We start from the raw sequence: 21,881 nt of genomic DNA, 5'->3' as shown, positions 1-21,881 counted from the left end.
TTAACACTACCGGATCCAACAAACATTCCCCCTCTCCAAATCCGGCAACCGTGCGCCGCTAATTGACCCCGAGGGGTGCGAGCGGCAGCACACTCGCCCCTTGGGCGTCGAGATCCAGCCGGTTGGCGGCCCACCCCTGACCTGCGAGATCGGCGACTTTGTCGGCCGAAGCCCGGTCCGCAAGGGCGAGGACGGTGGGGCCCGCGCCGGAGATCACCGCGGGGATGCCGTCGGCGCGCAGCCGCTCCACGAGGGCCGCGCTCTCCGGCATCGCCGGGGCGCGGTACTCCTGGTGCAGCCGGTCCTCGGTGGCGGGCAGCAGCAGCTCGGGGCGCCGGGTCAGGGCCTCTACGAGCAGTGCGGCGCGGCCCGCGTTGGCGGCGGCGTCGACATGCGGCACGGTGCGCGGCAGCAGTCCCCGCGCGGTCTCGGTGAGCACCGGCTTTCCCGGTACGAAAACCACCGGAACGATGGAATCGGCGGGCTCCATTCTGATCGCCCGCGCCGCGCCGGCCTCCATCCAGGAGAGCGTGAAACCGCCGAGCAGACAGGCCGCGACATTGTCGGGGTGTCCCTCGATCTCGGTGGCGAGTTCCAGCAGCGCGGTGTCGTCGAGCTTGGTGTCCCCGCCTATGGTCACGGCGCGCGCGGCGACGATGCCGGCGCAGATGGCGGCGGAGGAGGAGCCGAGGCCCCGCCCGTGCGGGATGCGGTTGGCGCAGACGATCTCGAGGCCGCGCGGCTGTCCGCCCAGCAGATCGAAGGCGGTGCGCAGGGAGCGTACGAGGAGGTGGCTCTCGTCGCGCGGGAGCGTCTCGCTGCCCTCACCTGCGATGTCGATGTGCAGCCCGGAGTCGGCCACCCGGACGACCACGTCGTCGTACAGCCCCAGTGACAGGCCGAGGGCGTCGAAGCCCGGGCCGAGGTTGGCACTGGTGGCGGGGACGCGCACCCGGACGGCGGCGGCGCGGAACGCTGGACCGGCCATCGCTCGATGACTCTCCTTGAGCTGCGTGATGTACGAGATTTTCGATGAATTGAGATGAACTGCGATGACTTGCGATGAGTTGCGATACGTGCGGAAGACCCGGAGGCCGTGATGACGGCGTGGCACCGCGGCATATGCGGCGGGCGGGTTCGGTACAGCCTATCGAAGGAAGGTTCTGTGGCGACATAGGGCGCACAGGAGGCGCACGATGCGTGTCGTAAGCCCCCTGTGCACCCCCCGTCGGGTTGCCGTGGGGGTGACCCCGGCGTCGGGCGGTTTTCGTCGGCTTCTGGCGATTTTCCGCCCGCCTCCGACGAGGTTTCCGCCCGCCTGGGACAAGGTCTGTCTGCCACCGGCCGGCTCTGGCGGGTTTACGCCAGGCGGCTTTACGCCAGATCGAGCCGCCCGGCGTTGCGCAAGGCCGAACCGCTGGGCCTTGCGCCGGCCCGAGCCGCTCCGCTTTACGCCAGACCGAGCCGCTCCGCCGCCGTCACCGCGTCCACCGGGACCGTGACCGGCTGCGGGGCGCCCGCGACGGCCCAGTCGGGATCCTTGAGGCCGTTGCCGGTGACCGTGCAGACGATCGTCTGGCCCGGGTCGACCTTGCCCTGCTCGGCGGCCTTCAGCAGGCCGGCGACGGACGCGGCGGAGGCCGGCTCGACGAAGACGCCCTCCTGCGCGGCCAACAGCCGGTAGGCGCGCAGAATCTCACGGTCCGTCACCTCATCGATGAGACCGCCCGATTCATCCCGCGCGGCCAGTGCGAACTTCCACGAGGCCGGGTTGCCGATACGGATCGCGGTGGCGATCGTCGAGGGATCCTTGACGACCTCGCCGCGCACGATGGGGGCGGATCCGGAGGCCTGGAAACCCCACATGCGGGGCGTCCGCTGGGCGATGCCGTCGGCGGCGTACTCGGTGTAGCCCTTCCAATACGCGGTGATATTGCCCGCGTTGCCCACCGGCAGGACGTGGATGTCGGGCGCGTCGCCGAGCATGTCCACGATCTCGAAGGCGGCGGTCTTCTGGCCCTCGATGCGCACCGGGTTGACCGAATTGACCAGCGCCACCGGGTAGTTGTCGGACAGCGCCCGCGCCAGCGTCAGACAGTCGTCGAAGTTGCCGTCGACCTGGAGGATCTTCGCGCCGTGGATGAGGGCCTGGCCCATCTTGCCCAGCGCGATCTTGCCCTGCGGGACGAGGACGGCGGAGACCATCCCGGCCCGTACGGCATAGGCGGCCGCGGAGGCGGACGTGTTGCCGGTGGAGGCGCAGATGACCGCCTTCGCGCCCTCCTCTTTGGCCTTCGTGATGGCCATGGTCATACCGCGGTCCTTGAAGGACCCGGTCGGGTTGGCGCCCTCCACCTTGAGGTGGACCTCGCAGCCCGTGCGCTCGGAGAGCACCTGCGCGGGCACGAGCGGCGTACCGCCCTCGCGGAGCGTCACGACCTCCGTGCTGTCGGATACCGGCAGCCGGTCCCGGTACTCCTCGATGATTCCGCGCCACTGGTGGGTCATTGCTGGTTACTCTCCTTCAACCCGCATGATGCTGGCGACACCCCGCACGGTGTCGAGGCTGCGCAGCGCCTCGACGGTCCCGTTCAGGGACGCGTCGGACGCACGGTGGGTGACGACGACGAGGGAGGCCTCACCGTCTTTGCCCTGCTGGCGAACCGTATCGATCGAGACACCGTGCTCGGCGAAGACGGTGGCCACCTGGGCGAGAACACCCGGTTTGTCTGCCACGTCGAGGCTGATGTGGTAGCGCGTCACGACGTCGCCCATGGGCGACACGGGCAGCTGGGTGTACGCGGAGTCGCCGGGCCCGGTCGCACCGCTGAGCTTGTTGCGGCAGACGGCGACGAGGTCGCCGAGGACGGCGGAGGCGGTCGGGGAGCCGCCGGCGCCCGGCCCGTAGAACATGAGCTGCCCGGCGGCATCCGACTCCACGAACACGGCGTTGTACGCACCGCGCACGGAGGCGAGCGGGTGGCTCAGTGGAATCATCGCGGGGTGCACGCGCGCGGTGACCGAGCCCCCATCAGCCGCCCGCTCACAGATGGCGAGCAGTTTGATGGTGCAGCCCATCTCCTTCGCCGAGGCGAAGTCGGCGGAAGTGACCTCGGCCATGCCCTCGCGGTAGACGTCGTCGAGGCGCACGCGCGTGTGGAAGGCGATTCCGGCCAGGATCGCGGCCTTGGCGGCGGCGTCGAAGCCTTCGACGTCGGCGGTCGGGTCGGCCTCGGCGTACCCCAGGGCGGTGGCCTCGTCGAGGGCCTCCTGATAGCCGGCCCCGGTGGAGTCCATCTTGTCGAGGATGAAGTTCGTCGTCCCGTTGACGATGCCCATCACACGGTTGATCTTGTCGCCGGCGAGGGACTCGCGCAGCGGCCGGATCAGCGGGATGGCACCGGCGACGGCGGCCTCGTAGTAGAGGTCCTTGCCATTCTCTTCCGCCGCCGCGTGCAGCGCGGCCCCGTCCTGGGCGAGCAGCGCCTTGTTGGCGGAGACCACGGAGGCGCCGTGCTCGAACGCGGTGGTGATGAGGGAGCGAGCCGGCTCGATACCGCCGATGACCTCGACGACGACGTCGATGTCGCCGCGTTTGACGAGGGCCGTGGCGTCGGTGGTGATGAGGTCGGCCGGGATGCCCTCGCGGACCTTGGCGGGCCGCCGGACGGCGACACCTGCCAGCTCGACGGGGGCTCCGATGCGCGCGGCGAGGTCTTCGGCGTGCGTCGTCATGATGCGCGCCACCTCTGAGCCGACAACCCCACAGCCCAGCAGCGCCACCTTCAGCGGACGCGTACGCATCATCCGACCTCGTTTCCTCATACCGTCTTCGGTTTGACCAGTCTCACTCACCGGACGGGGGTTTCTGTCCTTTGTCCGGATCGTGAGATGTCTATTTCATTTGAACGAGGGCGGAAGACAGGAGATCTTCCGCCCCTGGAGCATGCGTCAGCCGACGTCCAGGCGGAGCAGGTCCTCCTCCGTCTCACGGCGGACGATCACCCGGGCCTCGCCGTCGTTCACGGCGACGACGGGCGGGCGAAGTACGTGGTTGTAGTTGCTGGCCATGGAGCGGCAGTACGCACCGGTCGCCGGGACCGCGATGAGGTCACCCGGGGCCAGGTCGGCGGGCAGGAAGGCGTCCTTCACGACGATGTCACCGCTCTCGCAGTGCTTGCCGACGACGCGTACGAGCATGGGTTCGGCGTCCGACGTCCGCGAGACGAGGGAGACGCTGTACTCGGCGTCGTACAGCGCGGTCCTGATGTTGTCGGACATGCCGCCGTCGACGGAGACGTACGTCCGCAGCGCGTCGAGCGGCTTGATGGTGCCGACCTCGTAGAGCGTGAAGGCGGTCGGGCCGACGATGGCGCGCCCGGGCTCGACGGAGATACGCGGAGTCCGCAGCTTGGCGGACTCGCACTCACGGGTGACGATCTCGGTGAGGGCCTTGGCGATCTCGTGCGGGTCACGCGGATCGTCGTCACTCGTGTACGCGATGCCGAGACCGCCGCCGAGGTCGATCTCGGGCAGCTCGACGCCGTGCTCGTCACGGATGTCCTTGAGCAGCCCGACGACGCGGTGCGCGGCGACTTCGAAGCCCGACATGTCGAAGATCTGCGAGCCGATGTGGGAGTGGATCCCGATCAGCTCAAGCCCGTCGAGCTGGAGCGCACGCCGTACGGCCTCGGCGGCCTGCCCCCCGGCGAGCGGAATCCCGAACTTCTGGTCCTCGTGGGCGGTGGCGATGAACTCGTGGGTGTGCGCCTCGACGCCGACGGTCACCCGGATCTGCACCCGCTGCCGCTTGCCGAGGGACGAGGCGATGTGCGCGACCCGCACGATCTCCTGGAACGAGTCGAGGACGATACGTCCGACGCCGGCCTCTATGGCCCGCTCGATCTCCTGCGCGGACTTGTTGTTGCCGTGGAAGGCGATGCGGTCGGCGGGCATGCCGGCGGACAGGGCGGTGGCGAGCTCACCACCCGAACACACATCCAGATTGAGGCCTTCCTCGTGCAACCAGCGCACGACGGCACGCGACAGGAACGCCTTGCCGGCGTAAAAGACATCGGCGTCATGACCGAAGGCGGTACGCCAGGCACGCGCCCGGGCGCGGAAGTCGGCCTCGTCGACGAAGTAGGCGGGAGTGCCGAACTCCTCGGCGAGCCGCGTCACTTCGATCCCTCCGACACTGACCACACCGTCCTGGTCACGGGTGACGGTGTGCGCCCAGACCTTGGGGTCGAGGGCGTTGAGGTCGGCGGGCGGGGCGCTGTAGTGGCCCTCGGGAAGGACGTCGGCGTGACGGGGCCCGGCGGGGTGTGCGGAACGGCTCATTCTTCTCTCACAGATAGTCAGGGGCACTGATGCCGAGCAGGGACAGGCCGCCGGCCAGCACCGTCCCGGCGGCTTCGGCGAGCGCGAGCCGGGCGCGGTGGGCGGCCGAGGGTTTCTCGTCGCCGAGCGGCAGCACGGTGTGCTGGTGGGCGAGGAAGGCGTCGGCGGTGACGACGAGGTGCCGGGCGAGCCGGTCGGGCGTGCGCTGGGTCGCGGCGACACGCAGGGCGTGCGGGTACTCGGCGAGGGCGCCGAGGAGGTCGAGGAGCTCACCCTCGTGGCGTACGTCACCGGGGTCGCCGACGTATCCGAGCGAGGAGGCGTTGCGGCCGAGGGCCCGGGTGCGGGCGTGGGCGTACCGGATACGGAAGAGAGGGTTGCTCTCGCGCTGAACGAGGTGGTCGGCGGTGATCCGGGGCCGGTCATGGGGTGCGGGGTGGAGCAGGGCCCAGCGGGCGGCGTCGGGGCCGAGCGGGGCGGGATCCTCCGGCGCCGGTACGGGCCGCAGGTTCACCGGCTCGGCGTGCCGCACCTCGGCGCGGCCGCCCTGGGTGGCGACGATCCGTACGAGGGTGTCTGCGACGACCTCGGCACGGGTGTCGTACGGCACGCGCAACTCGACGACCCGGCCGGCGAGGACGTCACTGTGCCCGTACCGCCCGCCCCGCGTGACGATGTCTCGTACCAGGGCGGCGGACGCCCCGCCTCCGAGGCTGATGTTCAGAAACCCGGGTCCGGTGATCGCGACGTCCGCGACACCGGGGGTGCCGCTGATGTGCGGCCGCAGGATCTCGGCGACCTGCAGGGGCGGCCGCCCGGCCGGGCGCGCCAGCTGGAGGGCGATGTTCGTGGCGTAATCCCCACACCCACCCGGCCCCGGCAACGTGACCACGGCCCGTGCGGGCACAGCGACACTCAGCTCCCCCGCGTCGACAGCACGACGCACCGCGCGCAGCACGGTACGGGAGAGCTCGACGGGGGTCACGGGACAAGCGTAGGGGAGGAGGGGGGTGGGTAGGCGAGTCGGTTTGGGCGAGGGTCCGGGATGTGGACGGGGGCTTGGACTGCGGGGTGGTGACGGGAGAGGCGGCTGTGCGGTGTTGTGATGGGCGTCTGTGCGGTGTGACGGGTGTCTGCGCTGTGTGACGGGTCTGCGCGGTGTGACGGGTGCCTGCGCCGTGTGACGGGTGCCTGCGCCGTGTGACGGGTCTGTGCGGTGTGACGGGTGTCTGCGCCGTGTGACGGGTCTGTGCGGTGTGAAGGCGTCTGCGCGGTGTGGCGGGCGTCCGGCTGAGCGGCCGTACCGCTCAGGCTTTGGTGGCCGTCGCGTCAGTGACTCCGCGTGGACGATGACCCGCGTGTCCGATGACCCGCGCATCCATCGGTGACCGTCGGATCTATCGGGGACAGTCGTACCCGTACCCGTACCCGTACCCGTACCCGAACCCGAACCCGTACCCGTACTCGTTCAATGACCGGCGCGTCCGGCGCGCTCGGTTTCCTCGACCCCGGCGGTGCCCCCGAAGGCACCCTCGAACGACGGCGAGCCATCCTCGCCACCAACCCCCGCACTGCCCCCACGCCCCCGCCGCTCCATCAACTGTCGTACGAGCCGCACGAGTTCGGCAGGTTCGAAAGGCTTGGCGAGAAAAGCGTCGACACCCACATCCAGCCCGCTCTCGACCTCGTACTGAGTGCATGCACTCACGATGGCGAGGGGCAGATTCCGGGTCCGGGGGTCGGCACGGAGCCGGGCGGCGGTCCGCAGCCCGTCGAGCCGAGGCATCACCACGTCGAGGGTCACGACATCGGGCCGCACCTGATGCACGATGTCGAGGCACTCGGCACCGTCGGCCGCGGTCACGACCTCGAGACCCTCCAGTTCGAGGTTGACCCTGATCAGCTGCCGGATGACCTTGTTGTCGTCCACAACAAGCACCCGACCGGACGCGCCTGGCACAACTCGAGAGTAGGTCCGCGCCAGCCGCCGCGTCCGGGTTTTCCCCACTTCCACCCCGTGCGGGGGTCAGGTTCCACCCTGTGCGGGGGCCTCGCGGGCCCCCGCCACCACCCCGCCACAACTCCGGCGGAGCGACACCGCAGCCCCCGGAACAGACCCACCACACCCTTCCCGGAACCCCACCCCTCCCCCACCAAAACCCATGGCAATCACCCCCGAAAGAGCTGGTAGGGTTCTACCCGTCGCCGCGAACACCGCGCCCGACACGCCCCCGTAGCTCAGGGGATAGAGCAACGGCCTCCGGAGCCGTGTGCGCAGGTTCGAATCCTGCCGGGGGCACCCTGTATGAGGTGCCCAAAGACCCCGTCACCAGCGGAAACGCTGAGGCCGGGGTCTTCGCGTATCTATAGCCCTGCGCAGCCGTATGCCGCCCTGAGCGGCCCTATGTCGGCGCCTGTGGACTACTCGTGGAAAGGATCTTGAAGCATCCGCGCAGCTCAGCCCCGGAAATAGCAAGGACCCGCGCCTTGAGCAGGCCCTTAGCCCTCCTCGCCCGTGCGTGAAGGGCAGACAGACGCCCACTTTCAGTGCTCTGCCCACGTGGATTGTTCGCACCGCCCACGCGGAACACACTCCCGTCGCTTGCGACTGAGGTGGATCAACCCTGAAGCCCAAGCGGGGGCACCGGACGCCAGGGGACGACGGTCGTATAACGTCCCGCCGACAGTGATAAATGGGGAGGGGGGCTTGTCGTGAAGGTGGGCCGGCGAAGACTGGCTGCCGCGAGTGTGGCAGTGGCTGCGAGCGGGGCACTCCTGGCCGCGTGCGGGCCGAGCGTAGACGCAGGGAAGGCCCGAGATGCACGCCACTCCGGGGCCTCTTACGAGAACGACGTGGCGTCCAAGGCGCTGTCATTCCATTACGTGGGCGACTCCGGCGTAGACGAGACCATGAACCAGATCTTGGAGCTCACGAACAACTACCCCGCCTCCGTGGTCCCAGAACTGTCGTTCCAGGCACTGGACAAGCATGATCATGTGCTGCGCCAAGTGAAGGTGAGCACGGTGTACGGAAGCGACCGGGGAGAACTGGTGGCGCCGTATGGAGCGAGCAACGACATCCTGCGGTTCTCCGGTCCAGGCAAACATGACGTGGCGGATGTCCGTGTGACAGTGCGGAACACGACGATCGCCTCGATACCCGCCGGACTGCACGAGGTGACGACACAGGCGCTGGACAGCCAAGGGCGCGAGATCGTCAGGTTCGAGCGCTTCTCGGCGGTCAGGCTCACCAATGAGGATGACATCCCCGTCTCCGTACGGATCGCCTACATTCTTTGGGACCAGCCACCCAAGGGCGTCACCCAGCAAGCCATCGAGGTCACAGCGATTGGTGACCTGACGCGAGTGCCGGCCCATGGCACCGCAGTCGTACACGTGACCGGGAAGGCGGCCGCCGCGGTGGCACGCAACTCCAACGGCCCGGCGGTGAGCATTAAGGCCTACAACTCGCAGTAGTCGTGAAGGCTTGCGGTGTCCTCCACTCATGAGAACGCCGCAAGCCTTTTCGGGGGCTGCGTAGCGGCACGCTTCAGATCCCCGCTTTATTCAAAGGGATCAAGATCACGCCAGTTGATCATTCGTACTCACCCAGCAGGTCTTCGATCCGGCGGTTCGCCACCTCTTGCCGACCGTCGAGGCACTATAACGGCCGAGCAGGACCTCAACCCTGTTGCCCGCTCGTTCGGCGACCTCTGTCGGGTCGACACCTCGAGCCTCCGGCGGGGGCGCTCAGGCTCCGAGATGGAGGGGGCGCCGTTCGCGAGTGCCGGCCGGAGAGTGGCGTGCGCGGGGAGCACCCATCCCGTCCGCCGTCGACCCAGGCAGAGCCGAGCGGGCGTGGCTCGACGGCGGACGGGATGGGAGCTGGGGGAATTGTTGGGTTGGGGTGGCATCTCGGCGCCGACTCGCCGTGTCGGATCACGCAAGGCGATGACCTGCGTGATCACGATTTGCCGCAAAGTCGAGTGGCATGGGAGGCAGCGGCGGGCCAAGATTGGCGGCAACTGGATGTCGCCGTCGGCGTCACCGGGGTCCAGGCTCAGAGCAACAAGGGGTTACCGTCACAGTGATCGACACGGACGAGCTAACCAAGCGGAACGCCGGGTTCGCCGACGGCGGATCATTCGCCAACCTCAAGCTCATGCCCAGTGGCAGTCTGACGGTCATCGGATGCGTCGACCCTCGTGTCGACCCGTCCGACGTGCTCGGGCTCAAGCTCGGCGAGGCAGCGGTGATCCGCAACGTCGGAGGGCGGGTCACGCCCGCGACACTCCGGACGCTGGAGATGCTCTCGAAGGTCGTCCAGGCCCGCACGGGCGGCCCTCGCCCGGGCGACGTCCACTATGCGGTCCTGCACCACACCGACTGCGGGATCACGGACTTGGCCGCGTTCCCCGAGCTGCTGGCCGATTACTTCGAAGTTCCGGCCGGAGACCTGGACGCCAAGGCGGTCACCGACCCGGTCGCCGCCGTCCGCGTCGACGTCGAAATCCTCAAGCAGAAGCTTCCGGCCGGAGTCTTCGTCTCAGGGCTCGTGTACGACGTGGCCACCGGGCTCATCGACGTCGTCGTCCCGCCCGCGCGAGTGGAAGCATGACACCGCGCGGTGCCTGCCGGCGGCGCGACCGCCGTGGGCCTGCGGCTTGTACCGGGATCTGCTTCCCTGGTCGGTCGTATCGGCGGGGAGGCGCTTTCTAGCATGTGCGACGATCACGGGCACTCGGCGGCCGAGGCGGCGTGGTCAGCGCCTCGCGTCGTGGAGGGACCGGCTGTTGACCCGGTGACGCTGCCCGAGGTCGACGAGGTCAGGGTCACGACGATGGTCGACAACACCTTCGACGCCCTGCTGGCCTCTGCCGAAGGCGTCACCCGGGCGTCGATCGGCGCCGGGCGGACCGCCGCGCGGCAGTTCGCCGGCGGCGAGGCCCTCGCGGGGCTGCGTGCCGAGCACGGCTTCTCTGCCCTGGTCACCGTCCAAAGCGGGAACGCGAGCAGCACGCTGCTGTTCGATACCGGCGCGTCGCCGGACGGGCTGGCGGTGAACGCCGAGCGTCTTGGCATCGATGTCGGCGGCCTGCAGGGCGTCGTGCTCAGCCACGGACACTTCGACCACGCGGGCGGCTTCGACGGCCTGGCCCGGCTCCGCGGGCGCTCCGGCCTGCCGCTGACCGTCCACCCCGCGGTCTGGACCCGCCGCCGCCTGGAACTACCCGCCGGTCAGGGTCTGGAGATGCCCACGCTGTCACGGGGTGCCCTGGAACGCGAAGGGTTCGAGGTGATCGAGCGGCGGCAGCCGTCGCTGCTGGCCGGCGGCATCCTGATCACCGGCGAGGTGGACCGCGTCACCGAGTTCGAGCACGGCATGCCGCAGGCACACCAAGCCTGGGACGGGAACGGCTGGCGACACGACCCCGCCGTCATCGACGACCAGGCCCTCGTCATCAACGTGCGCGGCCGGGGACTTGTCATCATCACCGGGTGCGGCCACGCCGGAGTGGTCAACATCATCCGGCACGCCATGAGGCTGACCGGCGTCAGCAAACTGCTGGCCCTCATCGGCGGATTCCACCTGATCGGCCCCGCCTTCGAGCCGGTCATCGGCCCGACGGTGGCCGCGCTCACCGAACTCGCACCCGAGCTGATCGTCCCCGGTCACTGCACCGGCTGGCGCGCCCAGCACACCCTCGCCGCAGCCCTCCCGGACGCATGGGTGCAGACCAGCGTCGGAACCACCTACACACTCAGCGCCCCACAGGCGGGTGATGCCTGATCCCGGCTCAGCAGTCCCGGCTCAACCGGTGCAACAGGAAGTGCAGCGTCGGCGGTACGCGAACAGGCTCCGGGGGAACCTCGGATGGCACCCGGGGCGGTGGAAGCCAGCCGGCTTTGGCATAGCACCGTCCCCTTCTGTGAAGGGCGTCGAACGGTGACTCGCGCCACGACGGTTCTCAAGGCCGTTGACAGCCTCACCTCGCCGTTGAGACTCCGCTGACCTCATTCGGGAAAACTGTCGCGTGCCACCAGGCCCAGTGCGCAGGGTGATGGCGAGGTACCCGCCACGCGGTTGGGGTCAGTCCGTGGCGATCAGCAGGTCCCCCTCATCGTCTCGCCAGCCGATGCTGACCGCCCCGTCGGCGATGTCGCGGACGTCGAGCTTCACGAAGTAGTCATAGTCGTCCGGCACGGTGATGGTCGGCAGCCGTAGGGTGTGGAGCAGGCGCCCGGTGCCCGCGTCGAGGATGAGCAGGTCGGCGCGGATCCGACGACCGGCGTCTGCCTCGGCGAGGAATGGCTGGCGTACGACGTACACCCGGCCGTCGGCGATCTTGGGGATCCCGTACTCCCGGCCGGTTGGCGCCCGCAGCTGCCAGGCGAGGTGTCCGTGCCGGGTGTCGTAGGCGCGCAGGAGGGTGTCGTGGTCCTCGGATCGGTCCTTCGGGTCGGTGGCCGACAATACGGTGCCGCCTCCGGAGGCGACCGCATCCCACGCATCCGGGCAGAAGGTGGCGCGTGGAGAGATCCCTTGGCGGTTCACGTCGAGCAGCTGGATGGTCGGCGGGCGGTCCGGGTCCGGAGCGACCAGCGTGTGCCCGTCGCCCCTGACCGTCAGCTTGGGGTCCGCGGTGCGCTGCTGCCAGAGGACCTTGCCCGTGCGGTTGTCGACGCCGAGCAGGAGGTTGTACTCGTCCCTGTCGAGGCTCGACGCGTTGCAGATCACAGGGACGACGCTCAGGTGGTCCGGCAGGGCGTACACGGTAAAGACGAGTACCTCGGGACAAGACTCAGGTGTCTTCACCGTCCACAGGCTCCGGCCGTCGCGCTCGTCGAAGGCGCGCACGGCGCCGGGTGCCTCGGTGACGGCCTGTCCGCCGGCGAGCTCCGCGGAGCGATAGCCCGGGTCATGCCGGATCTCTACGCGCCACAGCGGCTTGCCCGTGCGCAGATCGATGCCGACGAGCCTCCCGTCGTCGAAGCCCGTCACGATGGTGCGTTCCGACACCTCGAACGAACACACAACGGCGTTTGAGTCCCGCCGCTCGTAGCGCCAGTACTCCTTGCCGGTCCGCAGGTTCACCGCCGTCACGCCGGAGCGCGTCCGCCGTATGGACAGTCCGTGGACCAGAGCTTCGTCATCCGTCGTCCGTTGTATGACGCGTTCAGGCGCGATCGGGGCCCCGGCGGCGAACACGGCGGGAAAGGGGCCGTGGGATCCAGTGACCACGTCCCGTGACTGGTACCAGTCCACCAGCTGAACGGTCGCGGCGAGGACCAGCAGGAAGAGCACTCCCCACACGCGGCCGCGGGCCATCTGCAGGGCCGCGTGGCTCGGCACAGGCCTGCCCGGTCCCCCTGGCAGTCCCACCCCTGGTTCTCCCAGCAAATTCATCCGTTGCGCCACGACAGCCCCCCACAGGCCCTGCCCCTGGTCACCGTGACCCGGTGGCTCAGGGATCTTCACCTCCCCTGCAGGAGCCGGGCAAGAGTACAGGTCTCCGCAGGTCACGCCGGCAACCGCCCAACCTCGCTCCTAGTGCGGGGCTGTGGCGTCGAGGGCCGTGATCCGGCACTGTCCGAGGACGGCCCACGACGACAGACGATGACAGTTGTCGACGGCTCTGCCCCTGCTCAGAGATGGCGCGTTGGGCACCGCCGCAGGTGCTCGTCCGTGAACGTAAGTTGAGGAAGAACTGGCCTGGCTGCGCCGTACCCTGACCGACCGGCGGGAAGGTGCGATCACCCAGAGCGGGACGGTGCACGGTCTGGGCGGGATCGGCAAGAGTTACGCACATAGCTACGGATCAGAAGCTCCCCGTGCCGCACCCGTGCCAGAACCAGCGGGGAGCCACGGGGAACGGCAATGGAAGAGAAGCGGCCTATTCGCGGCCAAGCGACACACCGACGCGACGCGTCAGCACTGTGACCAGTGCTCATGGCCGCGGCCCGCGATCGCCGGAGCCGTGTGCGCAGGTTCGAATCCTGCCGGGGGCACTGGCCGAGGATCAGCAGAAATCAAGTGCTGACCAGGGCGGATGCCGACATGAGAGAACGGGAACCAGTCTCACTGGGTCCCGCTCTTTGTCGTTGGTACGCACGGGTTGCGATAGACCTGCGACAGAGGTCAGCTACGCACGGCCACAGAGCCCGCGGGCCCCGGCGACTCAGAGCGTGACTGCCGCCGGCGGACCGCCGCTCGGGGAGGGGTTCAGTTGCAGAGGACCATCCGCCACGACAGGCGGAGCGATCGCCTGATATTTGGAGAGAGGGAGCGGGTCTACCGCGACGCGGGATCCTTCATCGTTACTCCGTGGTGGTGCGGGTCCGCCCGCGGCGGCTGTGAAAATCGCTGTCCGATTGTCGGAACACGGTGATAGAGAGTCAGGGTGACAACGACACTTGAGTTCCCCGTTCTGCTGCGACTGATCGACGAACGGTCGACCGCCTTCCGCGCCGCGGTCGCCTCCGCGCCCAGCCTCGACGTACAGGTGCCGACCTGCCCCGAGTGGACGCTGTTCGATCTCGCGCAGCACATCGGCGAGGGGCGCCGCGACTGGGCCGCCACCGTCGCCGCAGGGCCTGCTCCGGCCAAGTCCGCAGCGGAGGGCGCCCCGGCTGCGCCTCGGGAGCGCGAGGCCGTGCCGGCCTGGTTGGCCGCGTCGACGCAGGAGTTGCTGGACGCACTGCGGGAGGCCGGCCCGGATCGCGGTTGCTGGACGTGGTGGGGTGCGTCCCAATCACCGCAGACCTGTGGCGCCGTCGCCCGGCACCAGCTCCAGCAGATCGCGGTGCACACCTACGACGCCCAGGTCACTGTGGGTGCCCCGGAGCCGCTGCCGGATGAGGTGGCACTCGACGGTGTCGAGGAGTTCCTGTCCACCTGCGTCGGAACGACGAGTGCCTGGCCGCACAAGCCCACTGCCTTCGACTTCCACGCCACCGAGGGTCACTCCTGGCGCCTCACGGTCGACGGCGACGGCGCACGCTCCACCCGTATCTCCGCGCCCGGCACGACGCCTGTCGCCGCTGCCGACGAGGGCCCGAACGCGGCTGGCGTCTCCGTTCGCGGCACGGCCAGTGAGCTGGTTCTCTTCGTGTACGACCGTATCCCGGCGGACTCCCTGCAGATCGAGGGAGACGCAGGTTTGTTCGACCTGCTCCGCGCGTGGGACCCGGATGAGTAGGACGTGACGATGCGCCACCTCGTACGCCCCGAGGCATGCCTCCCGCCAACGGCTACAGCCACGCCGTGGTGGCCTCGGGGCCGCTGAGCGAGCAGACCGCCACGGCTGCGAAGCAGCTGACCAAGGAGCGCCCGCACTGATTGGAGCGCGGCGGTGAACGGCCAGCGCGTCCGCGCGGACTATCAGTTCCTTGGCATGACATACGGGCTCCCCCACCCGCAACCGCCCCCTTTCGCACCCACACCCCGCCCCCTACCATCGACGCTCGCGTCAGTGATCTCCCCAGGGGCAGGAGAGGCATGGACAACGAGCCGCAGCGGCGGGTGCTTCGGAACACGGCTCTCTTCAAGGTTCCGGTCATCCTTCTTGGTCTGACCACGTTGGTGCTCGTGTGGAGCGTCGTGCGGGTCAACGTGCCGGCTTCGGCTCGGGACTCCTGGCCCTGGAAGCTCGAACTGCTCGATGTCCAGTCCGCCACCACCGCCACCACCGTCACCGCCGGGCTCATCTTCGCGCGGGCCCAATACGCCTCCGCCGTACGGCCGATGATCGGCTGGGTGGGATACGTCGTTGAGGTGTCCGAGCTCTCCGAACCGCTCGCCTGGATGGTCCGGCTGGTCAACGGAGCGGGGGCGGCGGCGCAGTTCCACGATCCGAAGTACCGGGTTGTCCTCCGGGGCGACCGGCAGCAGGGTGCCCGGGTGGCCGCGTCCGCTTGGATGTCCCGGGACGACGCCGTGTCCGTGCTTGGCGAGGCGGGGCTGGTGCACGGGGAGGACTACTCGCTGCGCGTGCTCGGGCCGTCCTTTCCGCTGTCCAACTCCAGTCAGAAGCAAGGGATACTCGCCCTCTTCACCCGTCGGGCCATGGCCGAGATCGAGGATCTCCTGATCCAGGTGGACGCCACGGACCAGGTCGGGGACACGCATCGGCGGGTCGTTCACTGCCTTCAGGCCGCCGTTCGGGTTCCCGCGTCCCCGAGTCTGGATTGATGACCAGCCATTCGCCACCAGCAATTACCCGCTGTCCACGGTCGGCCGTGCGGTCTGGGGGTCGGGCTCCGGGCCTTTGGGCCAGCCCCGTTCCAGGAGCGCGAAAGCCGTTCGGACCGCCGTCTCGCGGTCAGGGTGGGCTCGTTTCGACGGTCGGGGTGTCCAGGGGCCGCTCAGCCGTCATCCGACACACCTGCGACACAACCAGGGCCACCGTACAACCTCGGTGGCTTTCCGTTGCAGGTCAAAGGCTATATCGGCCTTTGACAGCGCAACACTCCGGAGCCGTGTGCGCAGGTTCGAACCCTGCCGGGGGCACAGAAGCCGGACCAGCGTGATCAACCCGCTGACCAGCCAAAGTGCCAGACATCGAGAGCCGGACCCAGTCCTACTGGGTCCGGCTCTTTGTCGTCGTCACGCACTGCTCGCGAGTGAGCAGCGAGTGAGTTTCAGGAACCTCAAGGTACTGGCGCGCTGGGCCTTCTCTTTCGGATCACTCTCACGGGCGTGCGCTAGGTTGCCCGCCATGACTGGACTCGGACCCGTCGCCTGGCCACCTGCCCCGATCAAGACCGAGCGGCTCGTGCTCCGTGAGTCCGAGGCGCGGGACCGTGCGGTGTGCATCGAGCTGTCCGCCTCGCCGGAGGTGGGAACCTATGTCGGTGGCGCTCGACCGCGTGACGAGCTCGAGCGCGTGGTGCCTGAGGTGCCTGGGCGGCGCCCTGGCTTTTTCGTGGTCGAACTCGACGGGGCGATGATCGGCTTCATCCAGCTGCTCGATCGGCGCGACGCGGAGCGTCCGGGTCACGTCCGGCCGGAGGGCGGCGAGGCCGAGCTCGGCTACATGTTCCTGCCGGAGGCGTGGGGGTACGGGTACGCCGCCGAGGCGTGCGCAGCGGCACTCGACTGGTTCGCCGGCGCGCTTCCTGGCGAGCCGGTGGTGCTCACCACCCAGACCGCCAACGCCCGCTCGATGCGCCTCGCGGCGAAGCTGGGGTTCACCGAGGTGGAGCGGTTCGAGGAGTACGGCGCCGAGCAGTGGTTCGGCGAGTGGTCCTCGGTCACGCCGTCGGGTTGAGCCAGGCGCGATCACTCCTGCGCCCATGTCCGGGAGCTGCGCGCCGCTGCGTAAATGCGCTCGATCCGGTCTCTGGAGAGAGTGGGCGAGAGTCCGGACAGCGTCCCATCAACTTGATCGGCCGACAGGACCATGACGGGAGGCACGGCTTGGCCGCGTGGACCACAGCGATCACCGGGCGCACAGGCACGTCCGTGCCACATTGCCTGGACAGGGCTCGCGAGGCATGTCGAGCCTCATGCCGGCTGATGGCTATGTGGCGAGTGGGTGCACGATTGACCGTGATGGCCGTGTTGCCAGACCAAACTGCCTTCCCCTTGTGGCGCTTGGAGTTGACAGTGAAAACCCCCGCGGCCCGATCGCCAGGTGATCAGTGTCGGCGCCGCTCCCCCACTGGACAGCACGCAGCACGTACCACCCGTGGCGTGTAAGTCCGTTGAGCCGGCGGCCAGTCACACGCTCAGCATCCCCCGGCTGATTCGAGGCCAAGTCCTTCGGCGTAGCGTGCACAACATCCCTCCCACGTAAGTCCACCACGCGCTTCCCGGCTCCGCTGCGGGCGCCGCTCCTGCCTCCGTCCCGCTCCGCCCGCGCTGCGCCGACGCGCGCCCACATGTGGATAGGGCCGGTGGCCATGAGCCGATCACCGCGTAGCGCGGCCCGATCAACAGCATGCCCCCAGGCCCTGCTTACGGCTGGAAGTACTCCGACATCAGGCGGCTGACCCATTCCGGCTGCTTGATGTTCACCGCGCGGAACTCCGCCATCGTCGGCTTCAGATCGATGACCGGGGTGCCCGAGACCGCGTCGAGGCCCACCACCGTCAATTCGCGGCCGTGGACGGATTCGATAGAGCAGCTCGTTACCCCGATGCGATTCGGTCTGCGGGGGCCGCGGCCGGCGAATACGCCAACGGACGGGAGGTCGGAGCGGCCGCGGTAGGGGCGGGGTTCGCGGTAATCGTCGTGTTCCGGGAACTGGTCGAAGATGAAGAGGACCTCCACGTGGGAGAAGCCCTCCAGACCCTGGAGGCACGCCTCGCCGAAGCGCTCGTCGATGGTGATCGTGCTGCGGACGGCACCCCAGTTGTCCGTGTGCTGGACATCCGTCCTGTCGTTCCGGACCGTACCTATCGGTGTGATCTCGAAGCGCGGCATGGCTAGAGGCTATCCCCACGGACAGCGGCGGACACCGCCGTCACGGCCGCCGTCGGTCAGTTGTGGCTGTGCAGCAGCACAGCGTGTGCATCATGAAGCGTGGGGATTGATCTGGAGCTGCACTCATCACGGCCGGCCTTCAACAACTGGCGCAGGTCCCGCGCCACACTCCTGCGGGGTTCCTACGGGCACGGCGACGCGCTGTCCGATGCACTCGGCTCGCTCCAGCTCCTTGGAGTATCCGGGAGGCTCACTGCCGTCGATCCGTACGGGGATACGTTGATGAACGAGCAGGAGTCCGCCGCCGCCCTCCGGGGGGTCCACGATCTAAGGCAACGATGCGGTGATGAGCGTCAGCTCGCCGCACTGGACGACCTCGCAACGATGCTGGAGCATTGCGCGGCCACCCCAGGCAGTTACTTGTGGTTCGCGGGCGACTGAAGCTCGTGCCACGCCTGCCGTGGGCGTGTCTGACTGCGTGACAACGCCTGCGTACACCGGCGGGACAACCACGCACACCTGTGGGGCATCAAGGGGCGCCTCCCACTGGGCAGTCGGGTGAGCCAAGAGCTCCTTGCGCTCCGCTCGCGCTCAGGAGCAGAGATTCACGTGCCGGACGGCCAGGACGTGCCCCGCCGCGTCGATGAGGCGGCTGCGGGCGAGGTGTCCGCCGGCCACCGCGTTGGTGATCGCCGTGGCGATCGAGGACGTTTGGGAGCTGACGTTGCTCCCCAGGTCGAACATGACCATGTCGGCGCCGGAGCGCAGGGCCTGGACGGCGGCGGCGGGGACGCTGAAGCCGGCGGCGGAGATCGCCTTGGCGCTGAGCGAGTCGGTGACCACCAGCCCCTTGAATCCCAGCTTGCCGCGCAGCTCGTAGCTGATGGCGGTGGGTGACAGGCTCGCCGGATTGGTGCCCAGGCCCGGCACGATGTTGTTGGAGACCATGATGGCCGGGGCACCGGCCTTGATGGCCGCTGTGAACGGCGGGATGCCCACCTTTTGCAGGGTGGACCAGGGCAGGGTGTGGGCGGGGCCGAAGTCGGAGTTGTAGCTGGAGCCGCCAAGGCCCGGGAAGTGCTTGACGACAGGTATCACGTGTCCGGCGCGCAACCCGTTCATGTACGCGACACCGTCCTTGGAGACCACCGAGGTGCTGCCGCTGAAGGACCGCCATCCGTCGGGGTTGGTCCGACTGGGGGCCACGTTCCTGCCGTCTACGTCGACCACCGGCGCGAGGTCCATGTTGACCTGGGCGGCCGCCATCTTGGTGGCGACCTTCGTGACGTTCTGCTGGATCTGGGCCGGGGTCCAGTGTGTGCCCATGTATGCGGGCCAGGGCAGGGATCCGACGAGGTTCGCCATGCGCTGGATGCCGCCGCCCTCCTCGTCGGTCATCACCAGCAGGCCCAGGTGGCCGGGTACATGGGACTTCAGGGCGGTCAGCCGGGAGCCGAGGTCGGACGGCGCCTTACTGCCGAACAGCAGCACACCGCCCGCACCGGCGCTCACCTCGGAGGTGACGTCGGACACCGAGGTCTCCGACACCGGGACGGCGATGGTCAACATGGCCAGCCGGCGGTTCGACCACCCGGCCAACTTTGAGCTGTTGGTGCACGCGGTGGCGGCGGTGAGGTCCGGAGCGACGGACGAAGCGGAGGGGGAAGGCGTGGCGGGCGGGGCGGGGGACACGCCGGGACCACTGGAGTGCGGGGCCGCCTTGGGGGTGCTCGTGCCACAGCCCGCCAGGAGCATCGCCGCCACGGCGGCAGCAGTGCTCAGTCTTCGTGCGTTCCTGGCCCGGCCGGGGAGCCGCGGCGGTGGTGTCGCGCTTCTGCGGTCACGGTACGACAGGAGCTTCATCGCCCGGCCTCCTTCCGGAAGGCGCGACGGTACCCGTCGCGCTGAGGGCGTATGAGCATGAGGTGGGCTTTACGACGCGTGAGACGCGCACCAGCCCGCATTTGTTCGCTGGTCCACGGTCGGAGTAACAGGATCTCGCGCCTCGGAGCCGCCCGAAAGTCCAGCCGATGTGAGTCAGGACTTGCCTTCGAGCGCGCTTCACCCAGGTCGCAGCGCAGTTCACCGTGGGACGGGGTGTCGGGCGAGGGCGCCCTCAGGCCGGGAAACGGCAGGTCAGGACAGGCTCCCAGCGCGGCCTGCACCCCCTGAGCACGCCATCCTCCCTCCTACTGGCCAGGCGCTCACTTCGGGAGGGAAAGGTGTGGGGCGGCGTGTGAGCTGTTGGGGGGATTTCGGCGCGTGGCGGCGAGGCGGGCAGGGTCGGCGTCTGCCTGGCGAGGTGTTCCACCTGCCTCAAGGGGGCTGCCGGTGCGCGGTGACTGGCCCCTGTTCTCGCGCTTGCGGCGCAACTGATGACATAGACGGCCGAGAAGACCTCCACCACACCGGCCCGGTACGTCGAGTCGATCAGGTTCGACATCGCGAAGGCCCTGCTCGACCAGGGGCACACCGCGACACGGGCGGCGTCTTTGGCCGGATTCCCGAGTTACGAGAGTCTCCGACGCGTCTTCGCGCGGGAGTTGTCCATCAGTCCCGCTGCCTACCAGCGTCGCTTCGGCACCGCCCGTCGCACCCACGCGGGGTAGCGACCGACGGACGCCGGCGGCGAGTTACAGCATCGCTGACCGCAGCGGACGCGGACGACTGCAGCGCTCCGCAGCTTGTAGCGCAATCTGAACGGGCCTCTGGGGCTTCTTCTGGACGTCGACGCACTTGGCGTAGATCTTCAGAAGGACGTCGACCGAGTGGCCCTCGCGGGCGGCGACCTCCGGCTCCGGGACACCGGACAGGTCTGTTCGGGCGCGGCGGGTTCCCTTACGCTGCTCGCTCGGAGCGTCGCGGGCCTGGGCGGTGAGACGGGTCATGGTGGGGAACCGCTGAGATCCAGCGCTGTGTGAGGCAGCGGATGGCGCGGCGTGGGTGGCAGACCAGCGAGGGGTGACAGTCGGCATGTCCCAACCGGGCTATGGTCCGCCCGCAGTTCCGCCCGCCAGACGGGAACAGCCGGGGTGGCCGACAACCCCTCCGCCGCATCGCCCACTCGGTCCTGGTGATCCCACCGAGGCCGGACCGTATCGGCTGGAGGCGTAACTGGGCGCAGGGGGAATGGGCCACGTCTACCTGGGGCGTACTCCGGCCGGTAGCGCGGTGGCGGTCAAGGTCGCACACCGCGAGTATGCGGGCGACAGGTTTTCCGCAAGCGTTTCGAGCAGGAGGTGGCCGCGGCCCGGCGGGTCCAGGGCCTCTACACCGTGCCGGTGGTCGATGCGGACCTGCGGGCTGACGAGCCCTGGCTGGCCACGGCTTACGTCCCCGGGCCGTCCTTGCACGACGCGGTGGCCGAATGCGGACCGTTGCCGGTCGACGCGGCTGTGGGACTGATTGCCCATGTGGCCGAGGCCTTGCAGTCCATCCACGCCGCTGACGTGATCCACCGTGACCTCAAACCCTCCAACATCATCCTCACCCCCGAGGGGCCCAAGGTCATCGACTTCGGCATCGCCCGGGCCACGGACGTCACGTCGGTGACCCGCACGGGGATGCTTACGGGGACGCCTGCGTATATGGCGCCCGAATACATCAAGGGGCAGACCGTCACCGAAGCCGTCGATGTCTTCGCCTTCGGAGTCGTCGCCCGCTTCGCCGCCACCGGACGGCCTGCCTTCGGCGGTGGCAGCCACCACAGCGTGACGTACCGCATCCTGGAACAGGCTCCTGACCTCGACGACTGCCCCGAACCCGTGCGGACCATCGCCGCCGGCGGGGACGGCAGGGTGCAGCTGTGGGGTGTGGCCAGCCGCAAGCGACGCGCCACCTTCACCCAGCGCGAAAAATCCGGCACTACCGTGGTCGGGGTCCCCTGTCTCGCTTTCAGCCCCAACGGCCAACTGCTCGCCATCGGCACGGACAGGGGGGAGGTGGGACTGTGGGACGTGGCCAAGCGCCGGCAGGTCGCCAGGATCCCCGGCGACCCCGCCAATACGGTCAACAGTGTGGCGTTCAGCCCGGACGGCAAGACACTCGCCGTTGGCAGCGGTGAGGAGGGCTGTGGGACGTGGCCGACCGCGAACAACGCACCAGCCTGATC

17 protein-coding genes, 1 tRNA gene and 1 pseudogene are annotated in these 21,881 nt (G+C 68.8%); 9 read left to right on the top strand and 10 right to left on the bottom strand.

Annotation, left to right across the window (positions count from 1 at the left end; all coding sequences use genetic code 11):
• Window positions 1-58 precede the first annotated feature (58 nt).
• The 6 genes from thrB to AB5J53_RS32670 all read right to left on the bottom strand — a co-directional run bounded on the left by thrB (window position 59) and on the right by AB5J53_RS32670 (window position 7,351).
• Complete coding sequence (gene thrB, locus AB5J53_RS32695; protein WP_369249203.1) at window positions 59-988, bottom strand: homoserine kinase; 930 nt, start codon at window positions 986-988, stop codon at window positions 59-61.
• 461 nt (window positions 989-1,449) lie between these two features.
• Window positions 1,450-2,508, bottom strand: a complete 1,059-nt coding sequence (thrC, locus tag AB5J53_RS32690) for a threonine synthase (RefSeq protein ID WP_369249202.1) — start codon at window positions 2,506-2,508, stop codon at window positions 1,450-1,452.
• Between the two features lie 6 nt (window positions 2,509-2,514).
• Window positions 2,515-3,807: a homoserine dehydrogenase gene (locus AB5J53_RS32685; protein WP_369249201.1), complete on the bottom strand. Its 1,293-nt coding sequence runs from the start codon at window positions 3,805-3,807 to the stop codon at window positions 2,515-2,517.
• A 144-nt stretch (window positions 3,808-3,951) separates the two neighbouring features.
• The gene (lysA, locus tag AB5J53_RS32680) at window positions 3,952-5,343 is read right to left on the bottom strand and encodes a diaminopimelate decarboxylase (RefSeq protein ID WP_369249200.1); all 1,392 of its coding nucleotides are present in this window, start codon (window positions 5,341-5,343) and stop codon (window positions 3,952-3,954) included.
• A gap of 7 nt (window positions 5,344-5,350) precedes the next feature.
• Entirely contained in the window at window positions 5,351-6,328 is a 978-nt protein-coding gene (nrtL, locus tag AB5J53_RS32675; protein ID WP_369249199.1) for an ArgS-related anticodon-binding protein NrtL, read from the bottom strand.
• A 483-nt stretch (window positions 6,329-6,811) separates the two neighbouring features.
• Complete coding sequence (locus tag AB5J53_RS32670) at window positions 6,812-7,351, bottom strand: response regulator (protein ID WP_369249198.1); 540 nt, start codon at window positions 7,349-7,351, stop codon at window positions 6,812-6,814.
• A 219-nt stretch (window positions 7,352-7,570) separates the two neighbouring features.
• Between AB5J53_RS32670 and AB5J53_RS32665 the strand changes: the two genes are divergently transcribed.
• From AB5J53_RS32665 to AB5J53_RS32650, 4 genes are all read left to right on the top strand, one after another.
• Window positions 7,571-7,642 (top strand) — tRNA-Arg (locus AB5J53_RS32665).
• Window positions 7,643-8,196: 554 nt separating this feature from the next.
• The gene (locus AB5J53_RS32660) at window positions 8,197-8,820 is read left to right on the top strand and encodes a hypothetical protein (protein ID WP_369249197.1); all 624 of its coding nucleotides are present in this window, start codon (window positions 8,197-8,199) and stop codon (window positions 8,818-8,820) included.
• A gap of 610 nt (window positions 8,821-9,430) precedes the next feature.
• On the top strand, window positions 9,431-9,961 hold the full coding sequence (locus AB5J53_RS32655) for a carbonic anhydrase (protein ID WP_369249196.1): 531 nt from the start codon (window positions 9,431-9,433) through the stop codon (window positions 9,959-9,961).
• A gap of 102 nt (window positions 9,962-10,063) precedes the next feature.
• Window positions 10,064-11,134: an MBL fold metallo-hydrolase gene (locus tag AB5J53_RS32650; protein ID WP_369249195.1), complete on the top strand. Its 1,071-nt coding sequence runs from the start codon at window positions 10,064-10,066 to the stop codon at window positions 11,132-11,134.
• A 300-nt stretch (window positions 11,135-11,434) separates the two neighbouring features.
• Here AB5J53_RS32650 and AB5J53_RS32645 read toward each other — a convergent pair whose 3' ends face one another.
• Entirely contained in the window at window positions 11,435-12,697 is a 1,263-nt protein-coding gene (locus tag AB5J53_RS32645) for a PQQ-binding-like beta-propeller repeat protein (RefSeq protein ID WP_369249194.1), read from the bottom strand.
• 1,048 nt (window positions 12,698-13,745) lie between these two features.
• On the opposite strand from AB5J53_RS32645, the gene AB5J53_RS32640 reads away from it, so the two are divergent.
• The 3 genes from AB5J53_RS32640 (at window position 13,746) to AB5J53_RS32630 (ending at window position 16,613) form a co-directional block, all read left to right on the top strand.
• Window positions 13,746-14,543 carry a maleylpyruvate isomerase family mycothiol-dependent enzyme gene (locus AB5J53_RS32640; protein ID WP_369249193.1) on the top strand — a complete coding sequence of 266 codons (798 nt, stop codon included), beginning with the start codon at window positions 13,746-13,748 and terminating at the stop codon, window positions 14,541-14,543.
• Window positions 14,544-14,842: 299 nt separating this feature from the next.
• Complete coding sequence (locus AB5J53_RS32635) at window positions 14,843-15,535, top strand: hypothetical protein (RefSeq protein ID WP_369249192.1); 693 nt, start codon at window positions 14,843-14,845, stop codon at window positions 15,533-15,535.
• Between the two features lie 526 nt (window positions 15,536-16,061).
• Entirely contained in the window at window positions 16,062-16,613 is a 552-nt protein-coding gene (locus AB5J53_RS32630) for a GNAT family N-acetyltransferase (RefSeq protein ID WP_369249191.1), read from the top strand.
• A 689-nt stretch (window positions 16,614-17,302) separates the two neighbouring features.
• On the opposite strand, the gene AB5J53_RS32625 is transcribed toward AB5J53_RS32630, so the two are convergent.
• Together AB5J53_RS32625 and AB5J53_RS32620 are read right to left on the bottom strand one after the other, a co-directional pair.
• The gene (locus AB5J53_RS32625) at window positions 17,303-17,770 is read right to left on the bottom strand and encodes an SAM-dependent methyltransferase (RefSeq protein ID WP_369249190.1); all 468 of its coding nucleotides are present in this window, start codon (window positions 17,768-17,770) and stop codon (window positions 17,303-17,305) included.
• Window positions 17,771-18,361: 591 nt separating this feature from the next.
• Window positions 18,362-19,633 carry a glycoside hydrolase family 3 N-terminal domain-containing protein gene (locus AB5J53_RS32620; RefSeq protein WP_369249189.1) on the bottom strand — a complete coding sequence of 424 codons (1,272 nt, stop codon included), beginning with the start codon at window positions 19,631-19,633 and terminating at the stop codon, window positions 18,362-18,364.
• A 539-nt stretch (window positions 19,634-20,172) separates the two neighbouring features.
• Here AB5J53_RS32620 and AB5J53_RS32615 point away from each other — a divergent pair.
• Window positions 20,173-20,379 (top strand): annotated as a pseudogene (locus tag AB5J53_RS32615) (helix-turn-helix domain-containing protein); the annotation flags it as partial.
• A gap of 24 nt (window positions 20,380-20,403) precedes the next feature.
• Here the strand turns inward: AB5J53_RS32615 and AB5J53_RS32610 are convergent.
• The gene (locus AB5J53_RS32610) at window positions 20,404-20,658 is read right to left on the bottom strand and encodes a hypothetical protein (protein ID WP_369252957.1); all 255 of its coding nucleotides are present in this window, start codon (window positions 20,656-20,658) and stop codon (window positions 20,404-20,406) included.
• Window positions 20,659-21,009: 351 nt separating this feature from the next.
• On the opposite strand from AB5J53_RS32610, the gene AB5J53_RS32605 reads away from it, so the two are divergent.
• Complete coding sequence (locus AB5J53_RS32605; RefSeq protein ID WP_369249188.1) at window positions 21,010-21,879, top strand: WD40 repeat domain-containing serine/threonine protein kinase; 870 nt, start codon at window positions 21,010-21,012, stop codon at window positions 21,877-21,879.
• Window positions 21,880-21,881: the final 2 nt, after the last annotated feature.

This window comes from Streptomyces sp. R41 (genome assembly GCF_041053055.1).
GTDB lineage: Bacteria > Actinomycetota > Actinomycetes > Streptomycetales > Streptomycetaceae > Streptomyces.
The sequence above is the reverse complement of the archived record's forward strand: the minus strand, read 5'-3'. Positions and strand labels throughout refer to the sequence as shown.

Coding starts and splice junctions, on each gene's coding strand:
- AB5J53_RS32625 (WP_369249190.1), bottom strand. CDS start 17,770: ATGCCGCGCTTCGAGATCACACCGATAGGTACGGTCCGGAACGACAGG.
- AB5J53_RS32650 (WP_369249195.1), top strand. CDS start 10,064: ATGTGCGACGATCACGGGCACTCGGCGGCCGAGGCGGCGTGGTCAGCG.
- lysA (WP_369249200.1), bottom strand. CDS start 5,343: ATGAGCCGTTCCGCACACCCCGCCGGGCCCCGTCACGCCGACGTCCTT.
- AB5J53_RS32635 (WP_369249192.1), top strand. CDS start 14,843: ATGGACAACGAGCCGCAGCGGCGGGTGCTTCGGAACACGGCTCTCTTC.
- thrB (WP_369249203.1), bottom strand. CDS start 988: ATGGCCGGTCCAGCGTTCCGCGCCGCCGCCGTCCGGGTGCGCGTCCCC.
- AB5J53_RS32610 (WP_369252957.1), bottom strand. CDS start 20,658: ATGACCCGTCTCACCGCCCAGGCCCGCGACGCTCCGAGCGAGCAGCGT.
- AB5J53_RS32685 (WP_369249201.1), bottom strand. CDS start 3,807: ATGATGCGTACGCGTCCGCTGAAGGTGGCGCTGCTGGGCTGTGGGGTT.
- AB5J53_RS32630 (WP_369249191.1), top strand. CDS start 16,062: ATGACTGGACTCGGACCCGTCGCCTGGCCACCTGCCCCGATCAAGACC.
- thrC (WP_369249202.1), bottom strand. CDS start 2,508: ATGACCCACCAGTGGCGCGGAATCATCGAGGAGTACCGGGACCGGCTG.
- AB5J53_RS32620 (WP_369249189.1), bottom strand. CDS start 19,633: ATGAAGCTCCTGTCGTACCGTGACCGCAGAAGCGCGACACCACCGCCG.